General features: G+C 69.2%; 16 protein-coding genes and 2 pseudogenes. 14 read left to right on the forward strand and 4 right to left on the reverse strand.

Annotated elements, in window-relative coordinates; translation table 11 throughout:
* Window positions 1-72: 72 nt before the first annotated feature.
* Window positions 73-750 (reverse strand): wax ester/triacylglycerol synthase domain-containing protein, encoded by a 678-nt coding sequence (locus ACIBX3_RS15960; protein ID WP_397117417.1) that lies wholly within the window; start codon window positions 748-750, stop codon window positions 73-75.
* 305 nt (window positions 751-1,055) lie between these two features.
* Here ACIBX3_RS15960 and ACIBX3_RS15965 point away from each other — a divergent pair, with 305 nt between their 5' ends.
* The 3 genes from ACIBX3_RS15965 (at window position 1,056) to ACIBX3_RS15975 (ending at window position 4,747) form a co-directional block, all read left to right on the forward strand.
* Window positions 1,056-2,429 carry a cytochrome ubiquinol oxidase subunit I gene (locus ACIBX3_RS15965; RefSeq protein ID WP_397117419.1) on the forward strand — a complete coding sequence of 458 codons (1,374 nt, stop codon included), beginning with the start codon at window positions 1,056-1,058 and terminating at the stop codon, window positions 2,427-2,429.
* A 13-nt stretch (window positions 2,430-2,442) separates the two neighbouring features.
* A complete protein-coding gene (gene cydB, locus ACIBX3_RS15970; protein WP_397117421.1) occupies window positions 2,443-3,414 on the forward strand; it encodes a cytochrome d ubiquinol oxidase subunit II in 972 nt (323 codons plus the stop codon).
* A gap of 370 nt (window positions 3,415-3,784) precedes the next feature.
* On the forward strand, window positions 3,785-4,747 hold the full coding sequence (locus tag ACIBX3_RS15975; RefSeq protein ID WP_397117422.1) for a YncE family protein: 963 nt from the start codon (window positions 3,785-3,787) through the stop codon (window positions 4,745-4,747).
* A 327-nt stretch (window positions 4,748-5,074) separates the two neighbouring features.
* On the opposite strand, the gene ACIBX3_RS15980 is transcribed toward ACIBX3_RS15975, so the two are convergent.
* Both ACIBX3_RS15980 and ACIBX3_RS15985 read right to left on the reverse strand, forming a co-directional pair.
* Window positions 5,075-5,512 carry a pyridoxamine 5'-phosphate oxidase family protein gene (locus ACIBX3_RS15980; RefSeq protein ID WP_397117424.1) on the reverse strand — a complete coding sequence of 146 codons (438 nt, stop codon included), beginning with the start codon at window positions 5,510-5,512 and terminating at the stop codon, window positions 5,075-5,077.
* A gap of 130 nt (window positions 5,513-5,642) precedes the next feature.
* Window positions 5,643-6,110 carry a pyridoxamine 5'-phosphate oxidase family protein gene (locus ACIBX3_RS15985; RefSeq protein ID WP_397117426.1) on the reverse strand — a complete coding sequence of 156 codons (468 nt, stop codon included), beginning with the start codon at window positions 6,108-6,110 and terminating at the stop codon, window positions 5,643-5,645.
* A 342-nt stretch (window positions 6,111-6,452) separates the two neighbouring features.
* On the opposite strand from ACIBX3_RS15985, the gene ACIBX3_RS15990 reads away from it, so the two are divergent.
* From ACIBX3_RS15990 to ACIBX3_RS16005, 4 genes and pseudogenes are all read left to right on the forward strand, one after another.
* Entirely contained in the window at window positions 6,453-6,653 is a 201-nt protein-coding gene (locus ACIBX3_RS15990; RefSeq protein WP_397117428.1) for a hypothetical protein, read from the forward strand.
* Window positions 6,653-6,994, forward strand: coding sequence for an ArsR/SmtB family transcription factor (locus tag ACIBX3_RS15995; protein ID WP_397117430.1), 342 nt, complete (start codon window positions 6,653-6,655; stop codon window positions 6,992-6,994). The genes ACIBX3_RS15990 and ACIBX3_RS15995 overlap by 1 nt, the downstream gene beginning before the upstream one ends.
* Before the next feature lie 62 nt (window positions 6,995-7,056).
* Complete coding sequence (locus tag ACIBX3_RS16000; protein WP_397118368.1) at window positions 7,057-8,712, forward strand: SulP family inorganic anion transporter; 1,656 nt, start codon at window positions 7,057-7,059, stop codon at window positions 8,710-8,712.
* Window positions 8,713-8,830: 118 nt separating this feature from the next.
* A pseudogene (locus ACIBX3_RS16005) lies at window positions 8,831-9,112 on the forward strand (LysR substrate-binding domain-containing protein); the annotation flags it as partial.
* 398 nt (window positions 9,113-9,510) lie between these two features.
* Here the strand turns inward: ACIBX3_RS16005 and ACIBX3_RS16010 are convergent.
* Window positions 9,511-9,630: pseudogene (locus tag ACIBX3_RS16010) on the reverse strand (DNA-binding response regulator); the annotation flags it as partial.
* 177 nt (window positions 9,631-9,807) lie between these two features.
* Here ACIBX3_RS16010 and ACIBX3_RS16015 point away from each other — a divergent pair.
* The 7 genes from ACIBX3_RS16015 to ACIBX3_RS16045 all read left to right on the forward strand — a co-directional run bounded on the left by ACIBX3_RS16015 (window position 9,808) and on the right by ACIBX3_RS16045 (window position 19,155).
* Window positions 9,808-10,971: a globin domain-containing protein gene (locus ACIBX3_RS16015; protein ID WP_397117432.1), complete on the forward strand. Its 1,164-nt coding sequence runs from the start codon at window positions 9,808-9,810 to the stop codon at window positions 10,969-10,971.
* A 138-nt stretch (window positions 10,972-11,109) separates the two neighbouring features.
* Window positions 11,110-14,733 (forward strand): nitrate reductase subunit alpha, encoded by a 3,624-nt coding sequence (locus ACIBX3_RS16020; protein ID WP_397118370.1) that lies wholly within the window; start codon window positions 11,110-11,112, stop codon window positions 14,731-14,733.
* Complete coding sequence (narH, locus tag ACIBX3_RS16025; protein WP_397117434.1) at window positions 14,733-16,283, forward strand: nitrate reductase subunit beta; 1,551 nt, start codon at window positions 14,733-14,735, stop codon at window positions 16,281-16,283. Before ACIBX3_RS16020 ends, narH begins: the two co-directional genes overlap by 1 nt.
* Window positions 16,280-16,945 (forward strand): nitrate reductase molybdenum cofactor assembly chaperone, encoded by a 666-nt coding sequence (gene narJ / locus ACIBX3_RS16030; protein ID WP_397117436.1) that lies wholly within the window; start codon window positions 16,280-16,282, stop codon window positions 16,943-16,945. Before narH ends, narJ begins: the two co-directional genes overlap by 4 nt.
* On the forward strand, window positions 16,942-17,634 hold the full coding sequence (gene narI / locus ACIBX3_RS16035) for a respiratory nitrate reductase subunit gamma (RefSeq protein ID WP_397117438.1): 693 nt from the start codon (window positions 16,942-16,944) through the stop codon (window positions 17,632-17,634). The genes narJ and narI overlap by 4 nt, the downstream gene beginning before the upstream one ends.
* 46 nt (window positions 17,635-17,680) lie before the next feature.
* The gene (locus ACIBX3_RS16040; protein ID WP_397117440.1) at window positions 17,681-18,172 is read left to right on the forward strand and encodes a hypothetical protein; all 492 of its coding nucleotides are present in this window, start codon (window positions 17,681-17,683) and stop codon (window positions 18,170-18,172) included.
* A 2-nt stretch (window positions 18,173-18,174) separates the two neighbouring features.
* Window positions 18,175-19,155: an Acg family FMN-binding oxidoreductase gene (locus tag ACIBX3_RS16045; RefSeq protein WP_397118372.1), complete on the forward strand. Its 981-nt coding sequence runs from the start codon at window positions 18,175-18,177 to the stop codon at window positions 19,153-19,155.
* Window positions 19,156-19,353: the final 198 nt, after the last annotated feature.

Raw genomic sequence — 19,353 nt, forward strand, 5'->3', positions numbered from 1 at the left:
CTCCTATACGCGGCCAGTTACACGATTGCGATCAGTCACGGGCGGGAGCCTCGACCACTGCCTGTGACGGCATCACACAAAGATCGCCAGAGCCACGTGGGTGCCGAGTGCGGCCGACATCGCCGACAGGCCGGCGCGTGCCGTACGCAGCGTGCGCGGGGCGTGGGGGAGTCCGATCACTGCCCGGCGCAGGGCGGTGAGTTTCGCCACGGTCGCGTCTCGCACCAGGCTGCCCGGGGACGGGATCGGGACCGGGGTCCACGACGACGGCGTCACGGGCGCATCGGGCGAGGTGTCCAGCAGCGCTGAGGCGAGGGCGACTGCGGCGGTGCCGTCGGCGAGCGCGTGGTGTAGCGCGATCACCAGCCCGAGCCCTTGGCCGAGGCCGGTGACGAAGATCAGGCGCCACGGCGGGCGGTCCAGGTCCAGTGGCTCGGCTACGCGCGTGGCGGCCCAGTCCAGGAAGTCCACGTTCGGTGGCAGCGGTGTGATCTGCACGTGGCGAGCGAGGTCGAAGTCGTCGTCGTCCACCCACAAGGGCCGTCCCTGCCCGAATCGCGTGCGCAGGAGCCGCCGCCGGAGCATCGGTACGCGGTCCAAGCGGGCATCCACGGCTGCCCGCAACGATTCGGCGGCCACCGGGCCATGATGCTCCAGGACGCCGGTCACGCCGATGTTCATGTTCGCCGCGGAACCGGGCTCCTCAGCCCAGATCGTCATCAGGTCGCCGGTGCTCAGCCGCTCGATCATGACGTACCTCCCCGGGGCCCGCTCTCTCGTGGGTCAGGACCACCTCGAGTTCGCTTCCACACTCACCCGTGGCACTGGCCGCCATTTAGGGGCAAAGGTCCGTCATCTCGGCTCCTTTGGCCTCCACTCCGAGTCGCCGACGCTCATGGTCACCGGCTTGCGGCACGCGGATCCGGCCTCACGTACGAGAGGCATGCAGAACGTCGACCGTCGACAGGACACACAGATTGGCATGGGACTAAGGTCCTTCGGGGCAGAGCCGCTCGGCCCTACGCGCCGAAGCGGCCAGCCTCCACTCTGGCCGCATGGATGTGCTCGACCTCTCGCGCTGGCAGTTCGGCATCACGACCGTCTACCACTTCTTGTTCGTACCGCTCACGATCGGCTTGTCGATCATCGTGGCCGGGTTGCAGACCGCTTGGTACAGGACGAGGAAGCCGGAGTATCTGCGGCTGACCCGGTTCTGGGGACGGCTGTTCCTGATCAACTTCGCGATGGGCGTGGTGACCGGGATCGTGCAGGAGTTCCAGTTCGGGATGAACTGGAGTGACTACTCACGCTTCGTCGGTGACGTGTTCGGGGCACCGCTGGCCATGGAAGGGTTGATGGCGTTCTTCCTGGAGTCCACGTTCCTCGGGCTGTGGATCTTCGGCTGGGACAAGCTGTCGCCGAAGCTGCACCTGGCCACGATCTGGCTGGCCGCCATCGGGACCAATATCTCCGCCTATTTCATCCTCGCGGCCAACTCGTGGATGCAGCACCCGGTCGGCTACCGGATCAACAACGGCCGGGCCGAGCTGACCGACATCTGGGCCGTCCTCACCAACTCGACCACCCTCGTCACCTTCCCGCATGTGATCTTCGGGGCGTTCCTCACGGCGGCGGCGTTCGTGCTCGGCATCAGCGCGTGGTTCCTGCTGAAGAAGCGGGACGTCTCGCTGTTCCGGATCTCGGCCCGGCTGGCGCTGGTCGTCGCGCTGGTCTCCGCGGTCGGGGTGTCGTTCTCCGGGCACTGGCAGGCGCAGATCATGACCGAGCAGCAGCCGATGAAGATGGCCGCCGCCGAGGCCTTGTGGGAGGACGAGAGCGCGGCTGGGTTCTCGCTGTTCGCCGTCGGCGATGTGGAGAACGGCCGCAACCACATCAACCTGCAGATCCCGTACGGCCTCAGCCTGCTGTCCACCAACACCCTGGACGGCAAGGTCGAGGGCATCAACGACATCCAGGCCCGCTACCAGACGCTCTACGGCCCCGGCGACTACCGGCCGGTGGTCGGCCTGGCCTACTGGTCGTTCCGGCTGATGATCGGCTTCGGGGCGCTGTCGGCACTGCTGGCCGTGGCCGGGCTCTGGCTGACCCGTCGCGGCAGGCTCCCGGCCGGGCGGTGGGCTTACCGCCTGGCCATCGCCGGGATCGGGCTGCCGTTCCTGGCCAACACCCTGGGTTGGATCTTCACCGAGATGGGCCGCCAGCCCTGGACCGTCTTCGGCTTGATGCGCACCGCCGCGGCCGTCTCGCCGGGCGTGGACGTCGCGTCGGTGGCGATCACGCTAGTCGGTTTCACCCTCGTCTACGCCGTGCTGGCCGTCATCGAGGTGCGGCTGTTGATCAAGTTCATCCGCATCGGGCCGCACGAGGAGCCCGCTCCGGAAGTCTCCGAGCCGGCTCTTAGCTACTGAAGGACATCCGACCATGGAACTCACCACTGTCTGGTTCGTGCTGATCGCCGTGCTGTGGACCGGCTACTTCGTTCTCGAGGGCTTCGACTTCGGCGTCGGCATTCTGCTGCCCTTCCTCGGCAAGGGGGAGGTGGAGCGGCGCACCATCGTCAAGACCATCGGCCCGGTGTGGGACGGCAACGAGGTGTGGCTGCTGGTGGCCGGAGGGGCGACCTTCGCCGCGTTCCCCGAGTGGTACGCCACCTTGTTCAGCGGCTTCTACCTGCCGTTGTTCCTCATCCTGCTGGCCTTGATCGCGCGTGGGGTGGCGCTGGAGTACCGCAGCAAATCCGACAGCACGCGCGGCTGGGACCGAGCCTTCTTCTGGGGCTCGCTCGGCCCGGCCTTCCTGTGGGGCGTCGCCTTCGCCAACATCGTGCGCGGCGTTCCCCTGGACGCCGACCACGAGTACACCGGCACGCTGCTGACGCTGCTCAACCCGTTTGCGCTGCTCGGCGGGCTGGCCACCCTGCTGCTGTTCACCCTGCACGGCGCGATCTTCTTGACTCTGCGCACCACGGGCGAGCTGCGCCAGGGCGCCTCACGCATGGCCAAGAGCCTGGCACCGGTGACGATCGGGGTGGTGATGGCGTTCCTGCTGGCCGCAGGCGGTGGCGGCAGGCTGGCGTGGTGGACCGCTGTGGCGCTCGTCGCGCTCGGCCTGACCGGCGCGGTGGTCGCGACGTTGCGCGGCCGTGACGGGTGGGCGTTCACCGCCAGCGCCATCGCCGTGGTCGCCGTCGTGGCCGCGCTGTTCACCGGGCTGTGGCCGAACGTGCTGCCCGCCCTGGACCCGGCCAACAGCCTGACGGTGACCAACGCCGCCTCCACGCCGTACACGCTGACGGTGATGACCTGGGTCGCGGCCATCTTCACCCCGGTGGTCCTGGCCTACCAGGCATGGACGTACTGGGTGTTCCGCCGCCGACTCACCGGCGCGACCTGACGAGCCGGCGTTCGCCGCCGCCGGCGCGGTGCGAGCGGCGGTCCGGGTGACCTTCGGCTCACTACTGAGGACCTTGGTCACATGCGAAGTAGCTACCGAAGCGGCAAGTGTGGCATCCATCAGCGTGATCGAACGCCGGGTCGCGGCATCTCCGCCCGGCAATCGGTGGCCTCTACAGCAAGGCTAGGAGAACATCGGCATGAGCCCACGGTCATGGAGGGCGATCATTGGCGCGGGCTGCGCGGCCGTCATGGCAACGGCGGTGGTCGCGTGCGCCCCTTCAGAGAAGGATGCTTCCGCTGGCGGGTCGTCACCCTCGCAGACACCACGCGGGACTGTGTGGGTGGCCGTGGAGGGCGGAGACGCGTTGGTGGCGATCAACGCGGCCACGAACGGCGTGGTCACCACCGTGGGCGGCATCAGCGGACCGCATAATGTGCAGGTCTCTCCCGGCGGTGACCGCGTGTACGCCGTCAGTGGCGCCGCCGTGGTGGCGGAGCTCGACGCGGCCACCTACCGGCTCAAGGCGTCGGGGCCGACCGGCCGGGCCCCGGCCCACGTGGTCGTGACTCCCGACGGCGCGAAAGCCTACGTCACCAACTATGGCGACGGCACGGTGTCGGCATACCAGCAGGGCGATCTGGCGTCGGCGAAGATGATCCGTGTCGGCGGTGGCCCGCACGGCGCCCGGCCAACCCCGGACGGCAACGCCGTGGTCGTGGCCAACATGAAGGCCGAAACGGTCGACGTCATCGACACCCGGGCGCACGTCAAGAGCGCCGCCGTGCCGGTGGGAGGCCCACCGGTGCAGGTGGCGATCTCCTGCAACGGCCGCTACGCCTACGCCACCATTTCCCGGCCCGCCGGCGTGGTGAAGATCGACCTGCAGGCCGCCAAGGTCGTCGCACGCACCGCCGTGCCGGCTGCGCCCGCGCAGACGTACCTCATGCCGGATGGGCGGACGCTGCTGTCTGCCGACCAGGGAACGGAAGAGAAGCCGGGCAGCTCGATCTCCCTCATCGACACCGAGAGCATGACGGTCACCGGACGGATCGCCACCGGCTCCGGCCCGCACGGCCTGGTCGTCGAGCCCACCGGCCGCCGAGCCTGGGTGACGAACGTCTACGACGGCACCGTCTCCGTCCTCGATCTGCCTGCCCGTAAGGCCATCGCCACCGTCGAGGTGGGCGACGAGCCGAACGGGATCAGCTTCGCCACCCGCCCGCCGACCGCCCCGGCCGCCGCCCGCATGCAGGTGACGCTTCCACCGGCCACATCCCGTCCGGCCCACGCGGACATACCGCATGACCACGACACGACCGGAACAGAATGACCACCTGACGACACGGTCAAGCCCTACCGTCCCCACCCCGTCCGGCTTCGCTCCTCTTTGAATGCGATCCTGCGGGGTGCGGACGCCAGGCGATCCCTACGGTGATGCTTCGGTCTGAGGGATTCATGGCTGAGGGTGAGAAAGCGGCGTTCACCGTGCTGTCTGTCGTGCTGACTATGACCGCAGCACGCGCGCTGACCGTCAGGCGAGCACGTATGCGATGATCTTGAGCACCACATCGGCGGGCGCCGTCGTTTGATGGATGCCGTCCGACAGCAGGATGCCCGGCGGGCTGCGTCCCGCCGAGCGCCCGGGTGGCTCCCCGTGTCAATGTTGTAGAGCTGCTCCGTTGAGTCGCGGGCCGACGATGCGGCGGCCGGACACCTGCTCGGCCTCGACCACGATGTAGTGATCCCGGCTGCCGGGAGCCCAGGTGATCAGGGGAAGCGCGGCCAGCCGGTTGATCTCGGCGGGGTCGGTGACAGCGCGGGCGTGTCCCACCGCCGTGACCGACCAGCCCGTGCGCAGTTCAGGGTCGAACTCATCGGCCTCGAAGGCCACCACGGCCCGGCGGGTGGCGGCAGCCAGCTTCGATCCGATCGAGGTGCGGATCACGATGGAGTGGCCGTCGAGATGGAAGTTGACCGGCTGGACGGCCGGCAGGGCGCGATCGGTGAACACGATGCGCCCGATCGGTGTGGTGGACAGCAGGGTAAGACACTCCTCGCGGGAGAGCACCTGAAGTCCTGACGAGTCGAGCTGCATACCTCTCAACATCCCCGTTTGCGCCCCTTCTGCAGTAGGGACGAAAGTCCCATCATTCCTGCAGAACGGCTCATGGGCGGCAGGCGCACCTGGCCGCACGCGAATTCGCCGGCTTCGCGCCTCTACGCGGCTAGTCCGAGGCCGAGCCGGGCACCGCAGCGGCGGGAACCAGCATGAACCCGGTGACGATCTCGGGCTGGATGCGAATCACCTGGTCCATATCGCCCGCCACCCACGGGCTGAGCATGGCCTTGAACCGGACCGTCTCCCTCGGATCGGTCACGAGGCGGGCCACTCCAGTGACGATCACGCTCCAGCCCAGGCGCTCGTGCCCGTCCAGGTCGTCGGCCTCGAAAGCAACCACGGTTTCTGACGGCGCCACGTGGTTGCTGAGGATCGTGCCGGGATTGGAGCGGATGATGATCTGCCCGTCCACGACGAGGTGGTTGACCGGCCGCACCGCGGGCAGCGCATGGCGGGTGAACACGATCCGGCCGAACGGCACACCGGCCAGCAGGCGCATGGCCTCGGCCTCGGGCAGTTCCTGGAGATGCCGCGCACTCATCCCGTCGAGCCGCTCGCCGTACTGGGAAACCATCCCAACATCCTGCCGTCCCCAGCCCTCGCTGAAATAGGGACCAAAGTCCTTTCTTTCCCTCGACAAGGTCCTGTGCGCGGATTCTTCCGTCGGTCGGGGCGCAGCGGCCCAGCTCTCACGCTCTCTGGCGGGATCGATGGGGTCGTTGATGGTCTTCGCGGTGGGGAACGCCGGACCTTGATCTGTATGTGCCCAAGGTTGGCTCCGATGTGATGGTGCAGTCCCTCTTCGACCGCCTGCTGGACACACGACCATCGCTACCAGGACGCCTCTGCATAACAATGAAATTGCGAATTTTCGCAATTCGTTAGATGATGGATGGATTCGGGAGAGGGGTGTGAGGTGAGCGAGTCTTTTGCTGCCGAGGTCAGAGCGCGGGCGCGCCTGGCGGCTGCGGCGCTGGAAGCGGCGCGCCGCGATGATGACGCCGACGCGCTCATACTGGCCGAGGGCGAGTGGGAGGACCTGCTCCGGCTGGCTCGCTCCCACGGGGTGCGGCTCGATTCTGACGGCGCCGAGCCGGATCAGGGCACGGTGTTGTGATGTCGGTGCCGCTGTATCAGGCCAAGGCGGAGTTGTTCCGGCTGCTGGGGCACCCGGTGCGGATCCGCGTACTGGAATTGCTGCAGGATGGGCCGAGGTCGGTGCGGGACCTGCTGGCCGCCATCGACGTGGAGCCCACCGGGCTGTCACAGCACCTGGCCGTGCTGCGACGCTCTGGCATGGTGACCGCGCAAAGGGACGGCTCCACCGTCGTGTACGCCCTGGCCGGGGGCGATGTGGCCGAGCTGCTGCGCGCGGCCCGTCAGTTGCTGACGCAGATGCTGGCCGGACAGAACGAGCTGCTGAGTGAGTTGCTCAAGGCTCAGGAACAGGCCCGGTGACGCGTTCCGGGGGGTGGGCGCGCGTCCGCGGCGTGTTGCCGGAGCGGGGCGAGCTGGCTGCGATGGGCCGCCGTCCCCGGCGTGACCTGCTGGCCGGGCTCACGGTGGCGATCGTCGCGTTGCCGCTGGCGCTCGGGTTCGGGATCTCCTCGGGCATGGGCGCCGATGCCGGCCTGGTCACGGCGGTGGTCGCCGGGGCGCTTGCGGCCCTGTTCGGCGGGTCCGGGTTGCAGGTGTCCGGGCCGACCGGGGCGATGACGGTGGTGCTGGTGCCGATCATGCAGGCGCACGGGGCCTCCGGGGTGCTGACCGTCGGCGTGCTGGCCGGGCTGCTGCTGATCGGGCTGGCGCTGGCCCGGGCCGGCAGATACATGGCCCTGGTGCCGGCCCCGGTCGTGGAGGGTTTCACGGTCGGCATTGCCTGCGTCATCGGCCTGCAGCAAATTCCGGCCGCCCTGGGCGTGCCTACGCCCGACGGGGAGAAGGTCATCGCCGTGGCCTGGCAGGCGGTGCTGGACTTCATCGCTCATCCGAGCTGGCAGACTCCATGCATCGCGCTGGCGGTTGCGGCGGTGATGCTGGCAGGCGTGCGCTGGCGGCCGAGCCTGCCCTTCTCCCTGATCGCCGTCGCCGCCGCCACCCTTGCGGCCGAGCTGACCGGCATGCCGGTGGCCCGGATCGGCGACCTGCCCGATGGGCTGCCCGCGCCCTCACTGGCCTTCCTGGATCCGGCGGCGTTGGCCTCGCTGATCACCCCGGCGGTCGCGGTGGCGGCGCTGGCCGCGCTGGAGTCCCTGCTGTCGGCCGCCGTCGCCGACGGCATGAGCGTCAATCATCGGCACGATCCGGACCGGGAGCTGTTCGGTCAGGGACTGGCCAACCTGGTGGCGCCGCTGTTCGGCGGCGTCCCGGCCACCGGGGCGATCGCGCGCACCGCCGTCAACGTGCGCTCCGGCGCTCAGTCCCGGCTGGCCGCCCTGGCCCACGCCGGCATCCTCGCCGTGATCATCTACACCGCCGCCGACCTGGTCGCGCGGATCCCGCTCGCCGCCCTGGCGGGGGTCCTGCTCGCCACGTCCGTGCGCATGGTCGAGGTCGGCTCGGTCAAGGCCATGCTCCGCTCCACCCGCGGCGACGCCGTGGTCCTGGTGCTGACCGCGCTGGCCACGCTGGCGCTGGACCTGGTCCAAGCCGTGATCCTGGGCTTTATCGTGGCCGGGGCACTGGCCCTGCGCGCCATCGCCCGCAATGTACGGCTCGACGAGATGCCCTTGAGCCCGGACCTGCCTGCCGACCACACCGAGGAAGAGCACGCCCTGCTCGCCGAGCACATCGTCGCTTACCGCCTGGACGGGCCGCTGTTCTTCGCCGCGGCCCACCGCTTCCTGCTGGAGCTGTCGGAGGTCGCCGACGTCTCCGTGGTGATCCTGCGCATGTCCCGCGTCACCACCATCGATGCCAGCGGCGCCCTGGTCCTCGGTGATGCCATCGAACGGCTCGAACGCCGCGGCATCACGGTCTTCGTCTCCGGCATCCGCGACAGCCACCACCAGCCCCTGGAAGCCCTCGGCGTCATCGCCCGCCTCAACCAGGCCGGCCGTGTCTTCAGCACGACTCCCGAGGCCATCGCCGCTGCCCGCGACCGCCTCGACCATACCGGCATCCTGCTTGCCGCCACCGAAAGCAGGGACAGCCACGATTCACATCGTTCCCTGTGAAGCCCAGCGTGTTGAGAGTGTGAGGGGTAACTGAGCGTGGCTTAGTCGAACTTGTAAACGGTATTTCATGCATCTTCCGCCGGAGCGGCCGCCTGGGGGGTAGGCCACCCAGCGGCACCCGCTCGCCACCCGAGCCGCTCTGACTCCCGGTGACCTCAAGGACGAACGGCTCCTGGTTAACGTCCCCGAGTGCTCGTTCTGGATGGCCGGCAACAAGATTCTCGGTTCCGGACCCAAACGGATCAAAGTCGGAGGCGTCCCGGTGATGCGCACATGGGACGAGCACGGACTCGGAATCTCGCTGCTACCCCGGTTCGCAGTCGCCGACAGCCTCCGCTCCGGCACCCTGGTCCAGCTCGGCCTTCCGCTCCCGGATCTCAGCCTGCGGCTGGTCTGGTGAGAAGACCAGGAGTCGCTGCACAATGTCCGGCGCCCTGGGCGCCTTCCAGGGGCCAGTGGGGCACCGACATCCCCTGCCGTCCGCCGGATCGCTGCTGATCCTGGCCCCACGCTCGCGATCTTCCTCCTCTTCCAGCGGCACTTCGTCAAGGCCCTGCTCCAAGGCTCTTTGAAGGGCTGACGGCACCGGCAGGACATCGCACATCACACCCCAGGAGTGAAAGCAGAGGTCGTTCCATGGTCCCAGGAGGACGGCTGGGCGCTGCGCGGAGACTGGCGACGAGATCCGGCATGATTCAGAGGCTCGCCGACGGTCACCGCCGCGGGCAGGGCGCCGCGTGAGCGGTGGCCGACCGCTACCGGGAGTCGGTTGCCGGTCCCGGTTTCGGTTGGCTCATCGATGCGGGCGATGGCCGACTCGGCGGTTCCGGCCTCGCCGATCACCTCGATGTCGTCCTCGCCGTCCAGCAGGGCGGCCACGCCTCGCCGGAGATCGTCGAGGAGAAACACACGAATCATGCTTCTGGCGCTATTGGGTCATGCCGCGCACCCGTAGAGGCTACGTCCGATAAAGGACTTTCGGCCCTGCAGTTGCTGACGTTCGGCCTGCTGAACGGAGTGCTTGGGCTCTTAGCCTGATTCGCGGCCCGCTCAATCTCGTGGGCCTCATGTCCACCATCCGTACGGGGGTTCTCCATGTTGTCCGCGGATTCAGCCGCGATCGTCCGTGCCACGCTGCCGGTGGTCGGCGCCTCGCTCGACGCCATCACCACGCGGTTCTACGAGACGATGTTCGCCGAGCGGCCCGAGCTGCTCGACGGCCTGTTCAACCGCGGCAACCAGGCCAACGGCGAGCAGCGCAGGGCTCTGGCCGGCTCCATCGCCGCGTTCGCCACGTGGCTGCTCGAGCATCCGGACGAGCGGCCCGACGAGCTCCTCGCGCGCATCGCCCACAAGCACACCGCGGTCGGCGTCACCGACGACCAGTACACGATCGTGCACAAGTACTTGTTCGGCGCGATCGCCCATGTGCTGGGGGAGGCTGTCACCCCGGAGGTTGCGGCGGCCTGGGACGAGGTGTACTGGCTGATGGCCGGGGCGCTGATCGCCCAGGAGGCGCGGATTTACGCCGAGGTCGGCGCGTGCAACGGCGCCACGTGGCGGCAGTGGCGGGTGACCGCCCGTCAGGAGGAGGCGCCGGACGTGGTCTCCTTTCTGCTGCGCCCGGCCGACGACGGCCCGGTGCCGCCGGCCCGCCCGGGCCAGTACGTCAGCGTCCGGGTCCGCATGCCCGACGGCGTGCACCAGCTGCGCCAGTACACCCTGTCCAGCGCGGGCGACCTGCGCAGGATCACCGTCAAGCGGGTGCGCGGTGTCCCCGATGGAGAGGTGTCGACGCTGCTGCACGAAACCGTGCGGCCGGGGGACGGGCTGACCTTGTCGGCACCGTTCGGCGACGTGGCGTTGGGCGACGGCGACGCGCCACTGGTGCTGGTGTCGGCGGGCATCGGCGGCACACCGATCGTCGCGATGCTGGAACACCTGGCGGCCACCGGCTCGCGCCGCCGCCTCTTGCTGCTGCACGCCGACCGCTCCCCGGCCGAGCACGCGCTGCGCGAGGACATGCGGCACCTCGCCCCCGAGCGGACCTTCTGGTACGAGACCGGCGCCACCGCCCCCGACCGCGACGGCCGGATGGACCTGGAGGGCGTCGAGATCCCGGAGGGCGCGATCGCCTACCTGTGCGGCCCGGTGCCGTTCATGCGCGACGTGCGCGCCCAGCTGCTGAAGGCCGGAGTGGCGGCTCGGGACATTCACTACGAGGTCTTCGGCCCTGACCTTTGGCTGGCCGCCGACTGATCGCGGGCCTATCGGGCCCGTACCAAGGGACTTTGGTCCCTGCCGCGGAATAGGCGGCAGGCCCGAGGCTTGAGCCATGTCCGTTGTTACCGCTGTGGCGAGGAATATCCTGTGACTGACATAGATGCGGTCCCCGGCATGGGTCCGCTGCTGGCCGCCCGTGCGTTCTTCACCAAGTCCGAGGTGTCGGCCGACGGCCGCACCCTGCATCAGATAGACCCGAGCGGCTGGGACCGTTTCTACCGGGACCGGTGGGCACACGACAAGGTGGTGCGCTCGACCCATGGGGTGAACTGCACGGGCTCGTGCTCGTGGCAGGTGTTCGTCAAGGACGGGCTGATCACGTGGGAGCACCAGGCGACCGACTACCCGTCGGTGGGGCCTGAGTCGCCGGAGTACGAGCCGCGCGGCTGTCCGCGTGGCGCGTCGTTCTCCTGGTACACCTATTCGCCGTCGCGAGTGCGTTACCCGTACGTGCGGGGCGTGCTGCTGGAGATGTGGCGCGAGGCCAAGGCCAGGCTGGGCGACCCGGTGCTGGCGTGGGCGGAGCTGACCGGCGACCCCGAGCGGGCTCGCGCCTACAAGCGGGCGCGGGGCAAGGGCGGGTTCGTCCGCTCCAGCTGGGACGAGGTTGTCGAGTTGATGGCCGCCGCGCACGTGCACACGGTCAAGGAGTACGGGCCGGACCGGGTGGTGGGCTTCTCGCCGATCCCCGCGATGTCGATGGCGTCGTTCGCGGCCGGGACGCGGTTCCTGTCGATGATCGGCGGCACGCTGCTGTCGTTTTACGACTGGTACGCCGACCTGCCGATCGCCTCGCCGCAGGTGTGGGGTGACCAGACGGACGTGCCGGAAGCGGCCGACTGGTGGAACTCCCGTTACCTGATCATGTGGGGCTCCAACATCCCGGTCACCCGCACCCCGGACGCGCACTTCATGACCGAGGCCCGCTACCAGGGCACCAAGGTGGTGGCGGTCAGCCCGGACTACGCCGACAACGTCAAGTTCGCCGACGATTGGCTGGCGCCGCACCCGGGCACGGACGGCGCGCTGGCGATGGCGATGGGGCACGTGACGCTGACCGAGTTCTTCCGCGATCGTCAGGTCCCCTACTTCACCGACTACGTCCGGAAATACACCGACCTGCCGTTCCTGGTGACGCTGGAGCCGCGCGGTGACGCGTACGTGCCGCGCCGCTTCCTGACAGCCGCAGATCTGGGTGAGGAGAGCGAGAACGCCGAGTTCAAGACCGTCTTCCTGGACGAGCAGACGGGCGAGGCGGAGGTGCCGAACGGCTCGCTCGGCTTCCGCTGGGGCGAGGAGGGCGAGGGCCGCTGGAACCTCGACCTGCACGGCGCGAGCCCCGCGCTGACCCTGTTCGACCGGTCCGGGCGCGCGGTCCCCGTCGACCTGCCGCGCTTCGACGAGGGCGCCACTGAGGGCGGCTCCGTCATGCGCCGCGGCGTACCGGTCACCGAGGTGGCCGGCAAGCTCGTCACCACCGTCTTCGACCTGCTCATGGCCCAGTACGGCGTGGCCCGCGACCTGCCGGGGGAGTGGCCGGAGTCGTACCTGGACGCGAGCCAGCCGTACACGCCGGCGTGGGCAGAGGAGATCACCTCGGTGCCCGCCGCGACGATCGCCAGGATCGCCCGCGAGTTCGCCCGCAACGCCGAGCGCACCCAGGGCAAGTCGATGATCGCGATGGGCGCGGGCACCAACCACTGGTTCCACTCCGACCAGATCTACCGCTCCTTCCTGACCCTGGTGCTGCTGACCGGCTGCCAGGGCGTCAACGGCGGCGGCTGGGCCCACTACGTCGGCCAGGAGAAGGTCCGCCCGATCACCGGCTTCCAGCACCTGGCCTTCGCCTTCGACTGGCAGCGGCCGACCCGGCACATGGCCGGCACCGCGTTCTGGTACCTGGCCACCGACCAGTGGCGTTACGAGCAGTTCGGGGCGGGTGAACTCGCCAGCCCGCTCGGCTCCGGCGCCTTCGACGGCAAGTCGTTCGCCGACTGCAACGCCCAGGCCGCACGGCTCGGCTGGCTGCCCTCGCACCCGACGTTCAACCGCAACCCGCTCACCCTCGCCGACGAGGCTGGCCGGGCCGGCATCCCGGTGGCCGAGCACGTCGTGAACGAGCTGAAGGCCGGAAATCTCCGCTTCGCCGCCGAGGACCCGGGAGACCCCGCCAACTTCCCCCGTGTGCTGACCGTGTGGCGGGCCAACCTGCTCGGCTCCTCCGGCAAGGGCAACGAGTACTTCCTGCGCCACCTGCTCGGCACCGACGCCGAAACCCGTAACCAGGAAGGGCTGCACCCGGCCGAGGTGACCTGGCGCGAAGAGGCCACCGAAGGCAAGCTCGACCTGCTCACCGCGATCGACTTCCGCATGACCTCCACCGCGCTGTTCTCCGACGTCGTGCTCCCGGCCGCCACCTGGTACGAGAAGCACGACTTGTCGAGCACCGACATGCACCCGTTCGTGCACGCCTTCAACCCCGCCATCGCCCCGCCCTGGCAGACCCGCAGCGACTACGACGCCTTCCTCACCCTCGCCGACCGCTTCTCCGAGCTGGCCGCCGACCACCTGGGCAAACGCACCGACGTGCTGGCCGTCCCGCTCACCCACGACACCTCCGACGAGCTGGCCCAGCCGGGTGGCCGGGTGCGCGACTGGAAACACGGCGAATGCGAGCCGATCCCCGGCAAGACCATGCCGAAGATCATCACGATCGAGCGCGACTACGCCGCCGTCGGCGAGCGCATGCGCTCCATCGGGCCGCTCTTCGCCGAGTTGGGGCTGACGACCAAAGCCGTGACCTACCGGGTCGGCCCGGAGCTCGACTACCTGGCCGGCAAGAACGGCACCACCGGCGAAGGACGCGTCTCGCTGGCCACGGCCGACCGGATGTGCGAGGCCATCCTCGCGTTGTCGGGCACCACCAACGGCCGCCTGGCCACCCAGGGGTTCGAGAGCCTGGAGCGGCGCACCGGCACGAAGCTGGCCGACCTGGCCGCCGAGCACGAGGGCAAGCGCATCACCTTCGCCGACACCCAAGCGCGGCCGCAACCGGTGATCACCTCGCCAGAATGGTCCGGATCGGAGACCGGCGGGCGCCGCTACTCCGCCTTCGTCATCAACGTCGAGCGGGACAAGCCCTGGCACACCCTGACGGGACGCCAGCAGTTCTTCCTCGACCACGACTGGATCATCGAACTGGGCGAGCAGCTGCCCGCCTACCGGCCACCGCTCAACATGAGCCGCCACTACGGCGAGCAGGGCGACGGCGACGGAGCGGCCGAGGTCACCGTGCGCTACCTGACCCCGCATTCGAAGTGGTCCATCCACTCCGAATACCAGGACAACGCCTACATGCTGGCCCTGTCGCGCGGCGGCCCCGACATCTGGATGAGCGTCGAGGACGCCGCCAAGATCGGCGTCGCCGACAACGACTGGATCGAGGCCTACAACCGCAACGGCGTGGTCGTGGCCAGGGCGGTCGTCTCGCACCGCATGCCGGCCGGGACCGTGTACATGTACCACGCCAAAGACCGCAACGTGAACGTCCCGCTGACGGAGAAGTCGGGCCGACGCGGCGGCGTGCACAACTCCCTCACCCGGCTGCTGCTCAAACCCAGCCACCTCATCGGCGGGTACGCGCAGTTCACCTACGCCTTCAACTACTACGGCCCGACCGGCAACCAGCGTGACGAGGTCACGGTGATCCGCCGCCGCGGCCAGGAGGTGACCTACTGATGCGCGTCATGGCACAGGTCGCGATGGTGATGAACCTGGACAAGTGCATCGGCTGCCACACCTGCTCCGTCACCTGCAAGCAGACCTGGACCAACCGGGACGGCGTCGAGTACGTCTGGTTCAACAACGTCGAGACCAAACCCGGCGTCGGCTACCCCAAACGGTATGAGGACCAGGACCGCTGGCACGGCGGCTGGCAGCTGGATGGGCGCGGTCGGCTCAAGCTCCGCGCCGGCGGCCGCATCAAGCGGCTGCTCAGCCTGTTCGCCAATCCAGATCTGCCGGACATGGACGACTACTACGAGCCGGCCACCTACGACTACGACACTCTGATCAACGCCCCCGCCGGGCCGCACGTCCCGGTCATCCGCCCCAAGTCGGCCATCACGGGGGAGGACATGGCGATCACATGGGGCGCGAACTGGGAGGACGACCTGGGCGGCGCCCCCGAGCACGCCCCGGCCGACCCCAACCTCGCGGCCATGGCCGAGAAGGTGAAGATGGAGTTCGACAAGACCTTCATGTTCCACCTGCCGCGCATCTGCGAGCACTGCCTCAACCCGGCCTGCGTCGCCGCCTGCCCGTCCGGCGCGATGTACAAGCGTGAGGAGGACGGCATCGTCCTGGTCGACCAGGACCGCTGCCGCGGCTGGCGCATGTGCGTCTCGTCGTGCCCGTACAAGAAGGTGTACGTCAACCACAAGACCGGCAAGGCCGAGAAGTGCACGTTCTGCTTCCCTCGCATCGAGGCGGGCCAGCCGACGGTGTGCGCCGAGACCTGCGTCGGCCGGCTGCGCTACATCGGCCTCATCCTGTACGACGCCGACGCCGTCCTGGACGCCGCCCGCGTCGCCGACCCGCGCGACCTGCTGGAGGCCCAGCGCAAGGTCTTCCTCGACCCCGACGACCCCGAGGTGGCCGCGGCCGCCCGGGCGGGCGGGATCAGCGAGGACTGGATCCAGGCCGCGCGCCGCTCGCCGATCTACCAGCTGGCCATGCGCTACCGGGTGGCGCTGCCGCTGCACCCGGAATACCGCACGCTGCCCATGGTCTGGTACATCCCGCCGCTGTCGCCCGTGCTGGACGCCGTCACCGGCGTGGGCGCCGACGCCGACGACCCGGACAACGTCTTCCACGCCATCACCGACCTGCGCATCCCCCTCGAATACCTGGCGAGCCTCTTCTCCGCCGGGGACACCGAGGTCGTGGCCGGGGTGCTGATGAAGCTGTCGGCCATGCGCTCCTACATGCGGGCCCGCACCATCGACGGCACCGTCGCCGCGGACCTCCTGGAGTCAGCCGGGATGACAGCCGAGGACATGGAGGAGATGTACCGGCTGCTGGCCATCGCCAAGTACGACGAGCGCTACGTCGTGCCCGCCGCCCACCGCGAAGACGCCGCCGCGCTGTCCGCCCAAGCGGACGGATGCAGCCTGGACGGCGACGGAGGCCCCGGCATGAGCGAGTTCCACCCGACCGGCGTCACCGGCCGCCGCGGCGACGGACGCCTGGGACTGAAACTCTTCGTCGGCAAGGGAGGCACGGCATGAAGCTCCTCAACCGGCGTGCGTCCGCAGCCGCTGCAAGGCACGAGGACCGTGCCTCGCTCCTTCGCCTGGTTTCCCTTCTCCTGCAGTACCCGGACGCGGACCTATTCGCCGCCCGCGCCGAGCTGTGCCGCGCCGCGGACGCTCTGCCCGAGTCGCCGGCCCGCGACGCGCTCGTTGCCTTCACCGACTGGTATCGCGAGTGCGAGCCGATGCGGCTGGCCCGCCACTACGTCGAGACGTTCGACCTGCGCCGCAAGTCCAGTCTGTACCTCACCTACTATCTGCACGGCGACACCCGCCGCCGGGGTATGGCCCTGCTCACGCTCAAGCAGCGCTACCGGGTGGCCGGGCTGACCCCGCCCGACGGGGAACTGCCCGACTTCCTGCCGGTGGTCTGCGAGTTCGCCGCCCTGGCCGGGCCCGCCATCGGGGAGGCGCCGCTGCGCCAGCACCGCAAGGGCCTGGAGCTCATCCGCACCGCGCTGCACGAGGCCGGCTCGTCCTACTCGCTCGTACTGGACGCGCTGTGCGCGGAGCTGCCCAGCCTGTCGGAGGCCGAGCGAGCCGCGGTGGCCGATCTCGCGCTGGCCGGCCCGCCCGCCGAGGAGGTCGGGCTGGCCCCGTACGGTCCGCCCCTGAACGAAATGGAGGTGCGGCCGTGAACGTCGCGCTCTGGGTGGTCGTCCCCTACATCGCTCTGACGATCTTCGTTGTCGGTCACGTCTGGCGCTGGCGCGTCGACCAGTTCGGCTGGACCACCCGCACCACCCAGGTGCTGGAGAGCAGGCTGCTGCGGCTCGGCTCCCCGCTGTTCCACCTTGGCGCTTTCGCCGCCATCGGCGGCCACGTGCTCGGCCTGCTCGTCCCGAAGAGTTGGACCGAGGCGGTCGGCGTCGACGAGCACCTCTACCACCTGGTGTCGGTGAGCGCCGGAACCGTGGCCGGGCTCATGGTCATCGCGGGCCTGGCGCTGCTGCTTGCCCGCCGCTTCACCAGCCCGCGCGTGCGCCGCACCACCACCCGTGCGGACAAGGTCCTGTTCGCCGTCCTGGCCGTGGTGATCCTCCTCGGCATGACCGCGACCGTTGGCAAAAACCTGCTCGGCGGCGGCTACGACTACCGCGCCACCATCGCCGTCTGGTTCCGCGGCGTCCTTACCTTCCGCCCCGACCCGAACCTTATGGCGGACGTGCCGCTGATCTTCCAGCTGCATGCGATGTCAGCCTGGGTGCTCGCCGCGATCTGGCCGTTCACCAGACTCGTCCACGTCTGGTCGGCGCCGATCGCGTACCTGTGGCGGCCCTACGTCGTCTACCGGCGGCGCACCCCGCTCAGGGGCGAAGCCCGATGACCGTCCGCGGCCGAGGCCCGATGCCGCATGTACGAGGGAGTACGACATGAGCGTTGTTCGAACGATAGCGGTGGCCCTGCTGGGTGCCGCCGGTGCCGCGATGATGGCGGCGGGCCCGATCATGGCCGCGCGGGGGATTAAGGCGCGTGCCGAGATCCAGGCGGAACTGCGCGGGCAGTCGATCAGCTTCCCCGACAAGGGGCTGCCCGATGACCTCGCCGCTCACCAGGGCCGGGCGGTCCTGACGGGCTCACAAGCCCGCGACTTCGCCCAAGTGATCGGGAACAACGTGCTGATGACGACGGGCGGCCGGACGTACGGCGAGATCAGCGCCGAGCTGTATGCCGCGGGCGGCGACGAAGAGAAGCTGGAAGGGCTACGGCAAACCGCCTTCACCGGCCAGATGCTGCGTGCCTCGCTACTGAACGCCTACCAGGCCTGGCAGCTCACCACACTGGTCATCGGCCTGGGCGCGCTGCTGACCCTGACCGGCGCCGCCCTGCTATCCGCGAGCACCACGCTCGCCCTCGCCACGTGACAATGGTCAAGCCTTTCGCCACTCCCTCCGATGTACGCCGGATCGTCGAGGCCGCGGTCGCCGCGCCCTCCGTGCACAACACCCAGCCGTGGCTGTTCTACCACCTCAAGGACAGCATGACCGTCTACGCTGACCTTCGCCGGCAACTGCACGTCACCGATCCCCTCGGACGCTGCCTCGGCATGAGCTGCGGGGCGGCGCTGTTCAACATGAGGCTGACCATCCGAATGACCGGCTACGAGGCCCGTGTCCTGCCGTTGCCCGCGCCGCGCGCCGCGCCCGACCTCCTCGCCGTCATCCGCACCGTCCAAGGGCAGCCACCGTCACCGAACGAGCAGCGGCTACATGCCGTGATTCCGCACCGGCGCACCAACCGCTTCCCCTTCGACGGCCGTTCCCTGCCTCGTAACACCGTCGTCGACCTGGTCCTCGCGGCCCGCCAAGAGGGCGCCACCCTTGTCATGCTCGACGGCCGCGCGGCACGCAGGGTCCTCGACATGGTTGCCACCGCAGACCGGGCGCTCTCTTGCGATGAGGCCTACCGCTGCGAGCTGGCCCCGTGGACGAGAGACGGCCTCCGCGCGGAAGGCGTCCCCCGCCAAGCTTTCGGCCCTCGCCCCGACGGCACCGCACTACCTTTGCGCGACTTCGGTCTTGGGGCGAGCAGGGAGGTGGCCAGGTTCGAGAGAGACCCGCAGATTGCTGCCCTGTTCACCGACGGCGACAGTCCGCGCGACTGGCTGGTTGCCGGACAGGCGCTGCAGCGGGTGCTGCTCACCGCTACCGCCCACGGGGTGTCGGCGTCGCTGTTCAGCCAACCGCTGGATCTACCAGACAGTGGGCACCGCGGCGAGCCCACCGGGACGCTCGGCCATCTGCAGATGCTGCTGCGGCTGGGCTACGGCCCGCCGGTGCCCGCCGTGCCGCGCCGCCCCCTCCATGAAGTCTTCAACACCCGCGCAGCCCTCACTCGGCACCGTTGACGACCACCACCGTCCACGTCTGCAGCAGATCCGCACAGATCGGGCCACCGAACAGTGGCAGATGCTGTACGCGATCCGCTATGGAGTCGAAGTCGCCATTCACCAGGCCGTACCCACGGCCCGGAGCCCGCTGAACGCGGCGCGCTGGTCCTCTTCCGGCGGGATCTACGTCTCCGGGCACAGGTCCGGGTCGTGGTC

The organism is Nonomuraea sp. NPDC049480, from assembly GCF_044465905.1.
Classification (GTDB): Bacteria; Actinomycetota; Actinomycetes; order Streptosporangiales; family Streptosporangiaceae; genus Nonomuraea.

What these genes read in the sequence shown, in the direction of transcription:
- ACIBX3_RS16015 (WP_397117432.1), top strand. Translation starts at nt 9,808, where the DNA reads ATGTTGTCCGCGGATTCAGCCGCGATCGTCCGTGCCACGCTGCCGGTG.
- ACIBX3_RS16020 (WP_397118370.1), top strand. Translation starts at nt 11,110, where the DNA reads ATGGGTCCGCTGCTGGCCGCCCGTGCGTTCTTCACCAAGTCCGAGGTG.
- ACIBX3_RS15995 (WP_397117430.1), top strand. Translation starts at nt 6,653, where the DNA reads ATGTCGGTGCCGCTGTATCAGGCCAAGGCGGAGTTGTTCCGGCTGCTG.
- ACIBX3_RS15985 (WP_397117426.1), bottom strand. Translation starts at nt 6,110, where the DNA reads ATGGTTTCCCAGTACGGCGAGCGGCTCGACGGGATGAGTGCGCGGCAT.
- ACIBX3_RS16040 (WP_397117440.1), top strand. Translation starts at nt 17,681, where the DNA reads ATGAGCGTTGTTCGAACGATAGCGGTGGCCCTGCTGGGTGCCGCCGGT.
- narH (WP_397117434.1), top strand. Translation starts at nt 14,733, where the DNA reads ATGCGCGTCATGGCACAGGTCGCGATGGTGATGAACCTGGACAAGTGC.
- ACIBX3_RS16045 (WP_397118372.1), top strand. Translation starts at nt 18,175, where the DNA reads ATGGTCAAGCCTTTCGCCACTCCCTCCGATGTACGCCGGATCGTCGAG.
- ACIBX3_RS15980 (WP_397117424.1), bottom strand. Translation starts at nt 5,512, where the DNA reads ATGCAGCTCGACTCGTCAGGACTTCAGGTGCTCTCCCGCGAGGAGTGT.
- narJ (WP_397117436.1), top strand. Translation starts at nt 16,280, where the DNA reads ATGAAGCTCCTCAACCGGCGTGCGTCCGCAGCCGCTGCAAGGCACGAG.
- cydB (WP_397117421.1), top strand. Translation starts at nt 2,443, where the DNA reads ATGGAACTCACCACTGTCTGGTTCGTGCTGATCGCCGTGCTGTGGACC.
- ACIBX3_RS15960 (WP_397117417.1), bottom strand. Translation starts at nt 750, where the DNA reads ATGATCGAGCGGCTGAGCACCGGCGACCTGATGACGATCTGGGCTGAG.
- ACIBX3_RS16000 (WP_397118368.1), top strand. Translation starts at nt 7,057, where the DNA reads ATGGGCCGCCGTCCCCGGCGTGACCTGCTGGCCGGGCTCACGGTGGCG.
- ACIBX3_RS15965 (WP_397117419.1), top strand. Translation starts at nt 1,056, where the DNA reads ATGGATGTGCTCGACCTCTCGCGCTGGCAGTTCGGCATCACGACCGTC.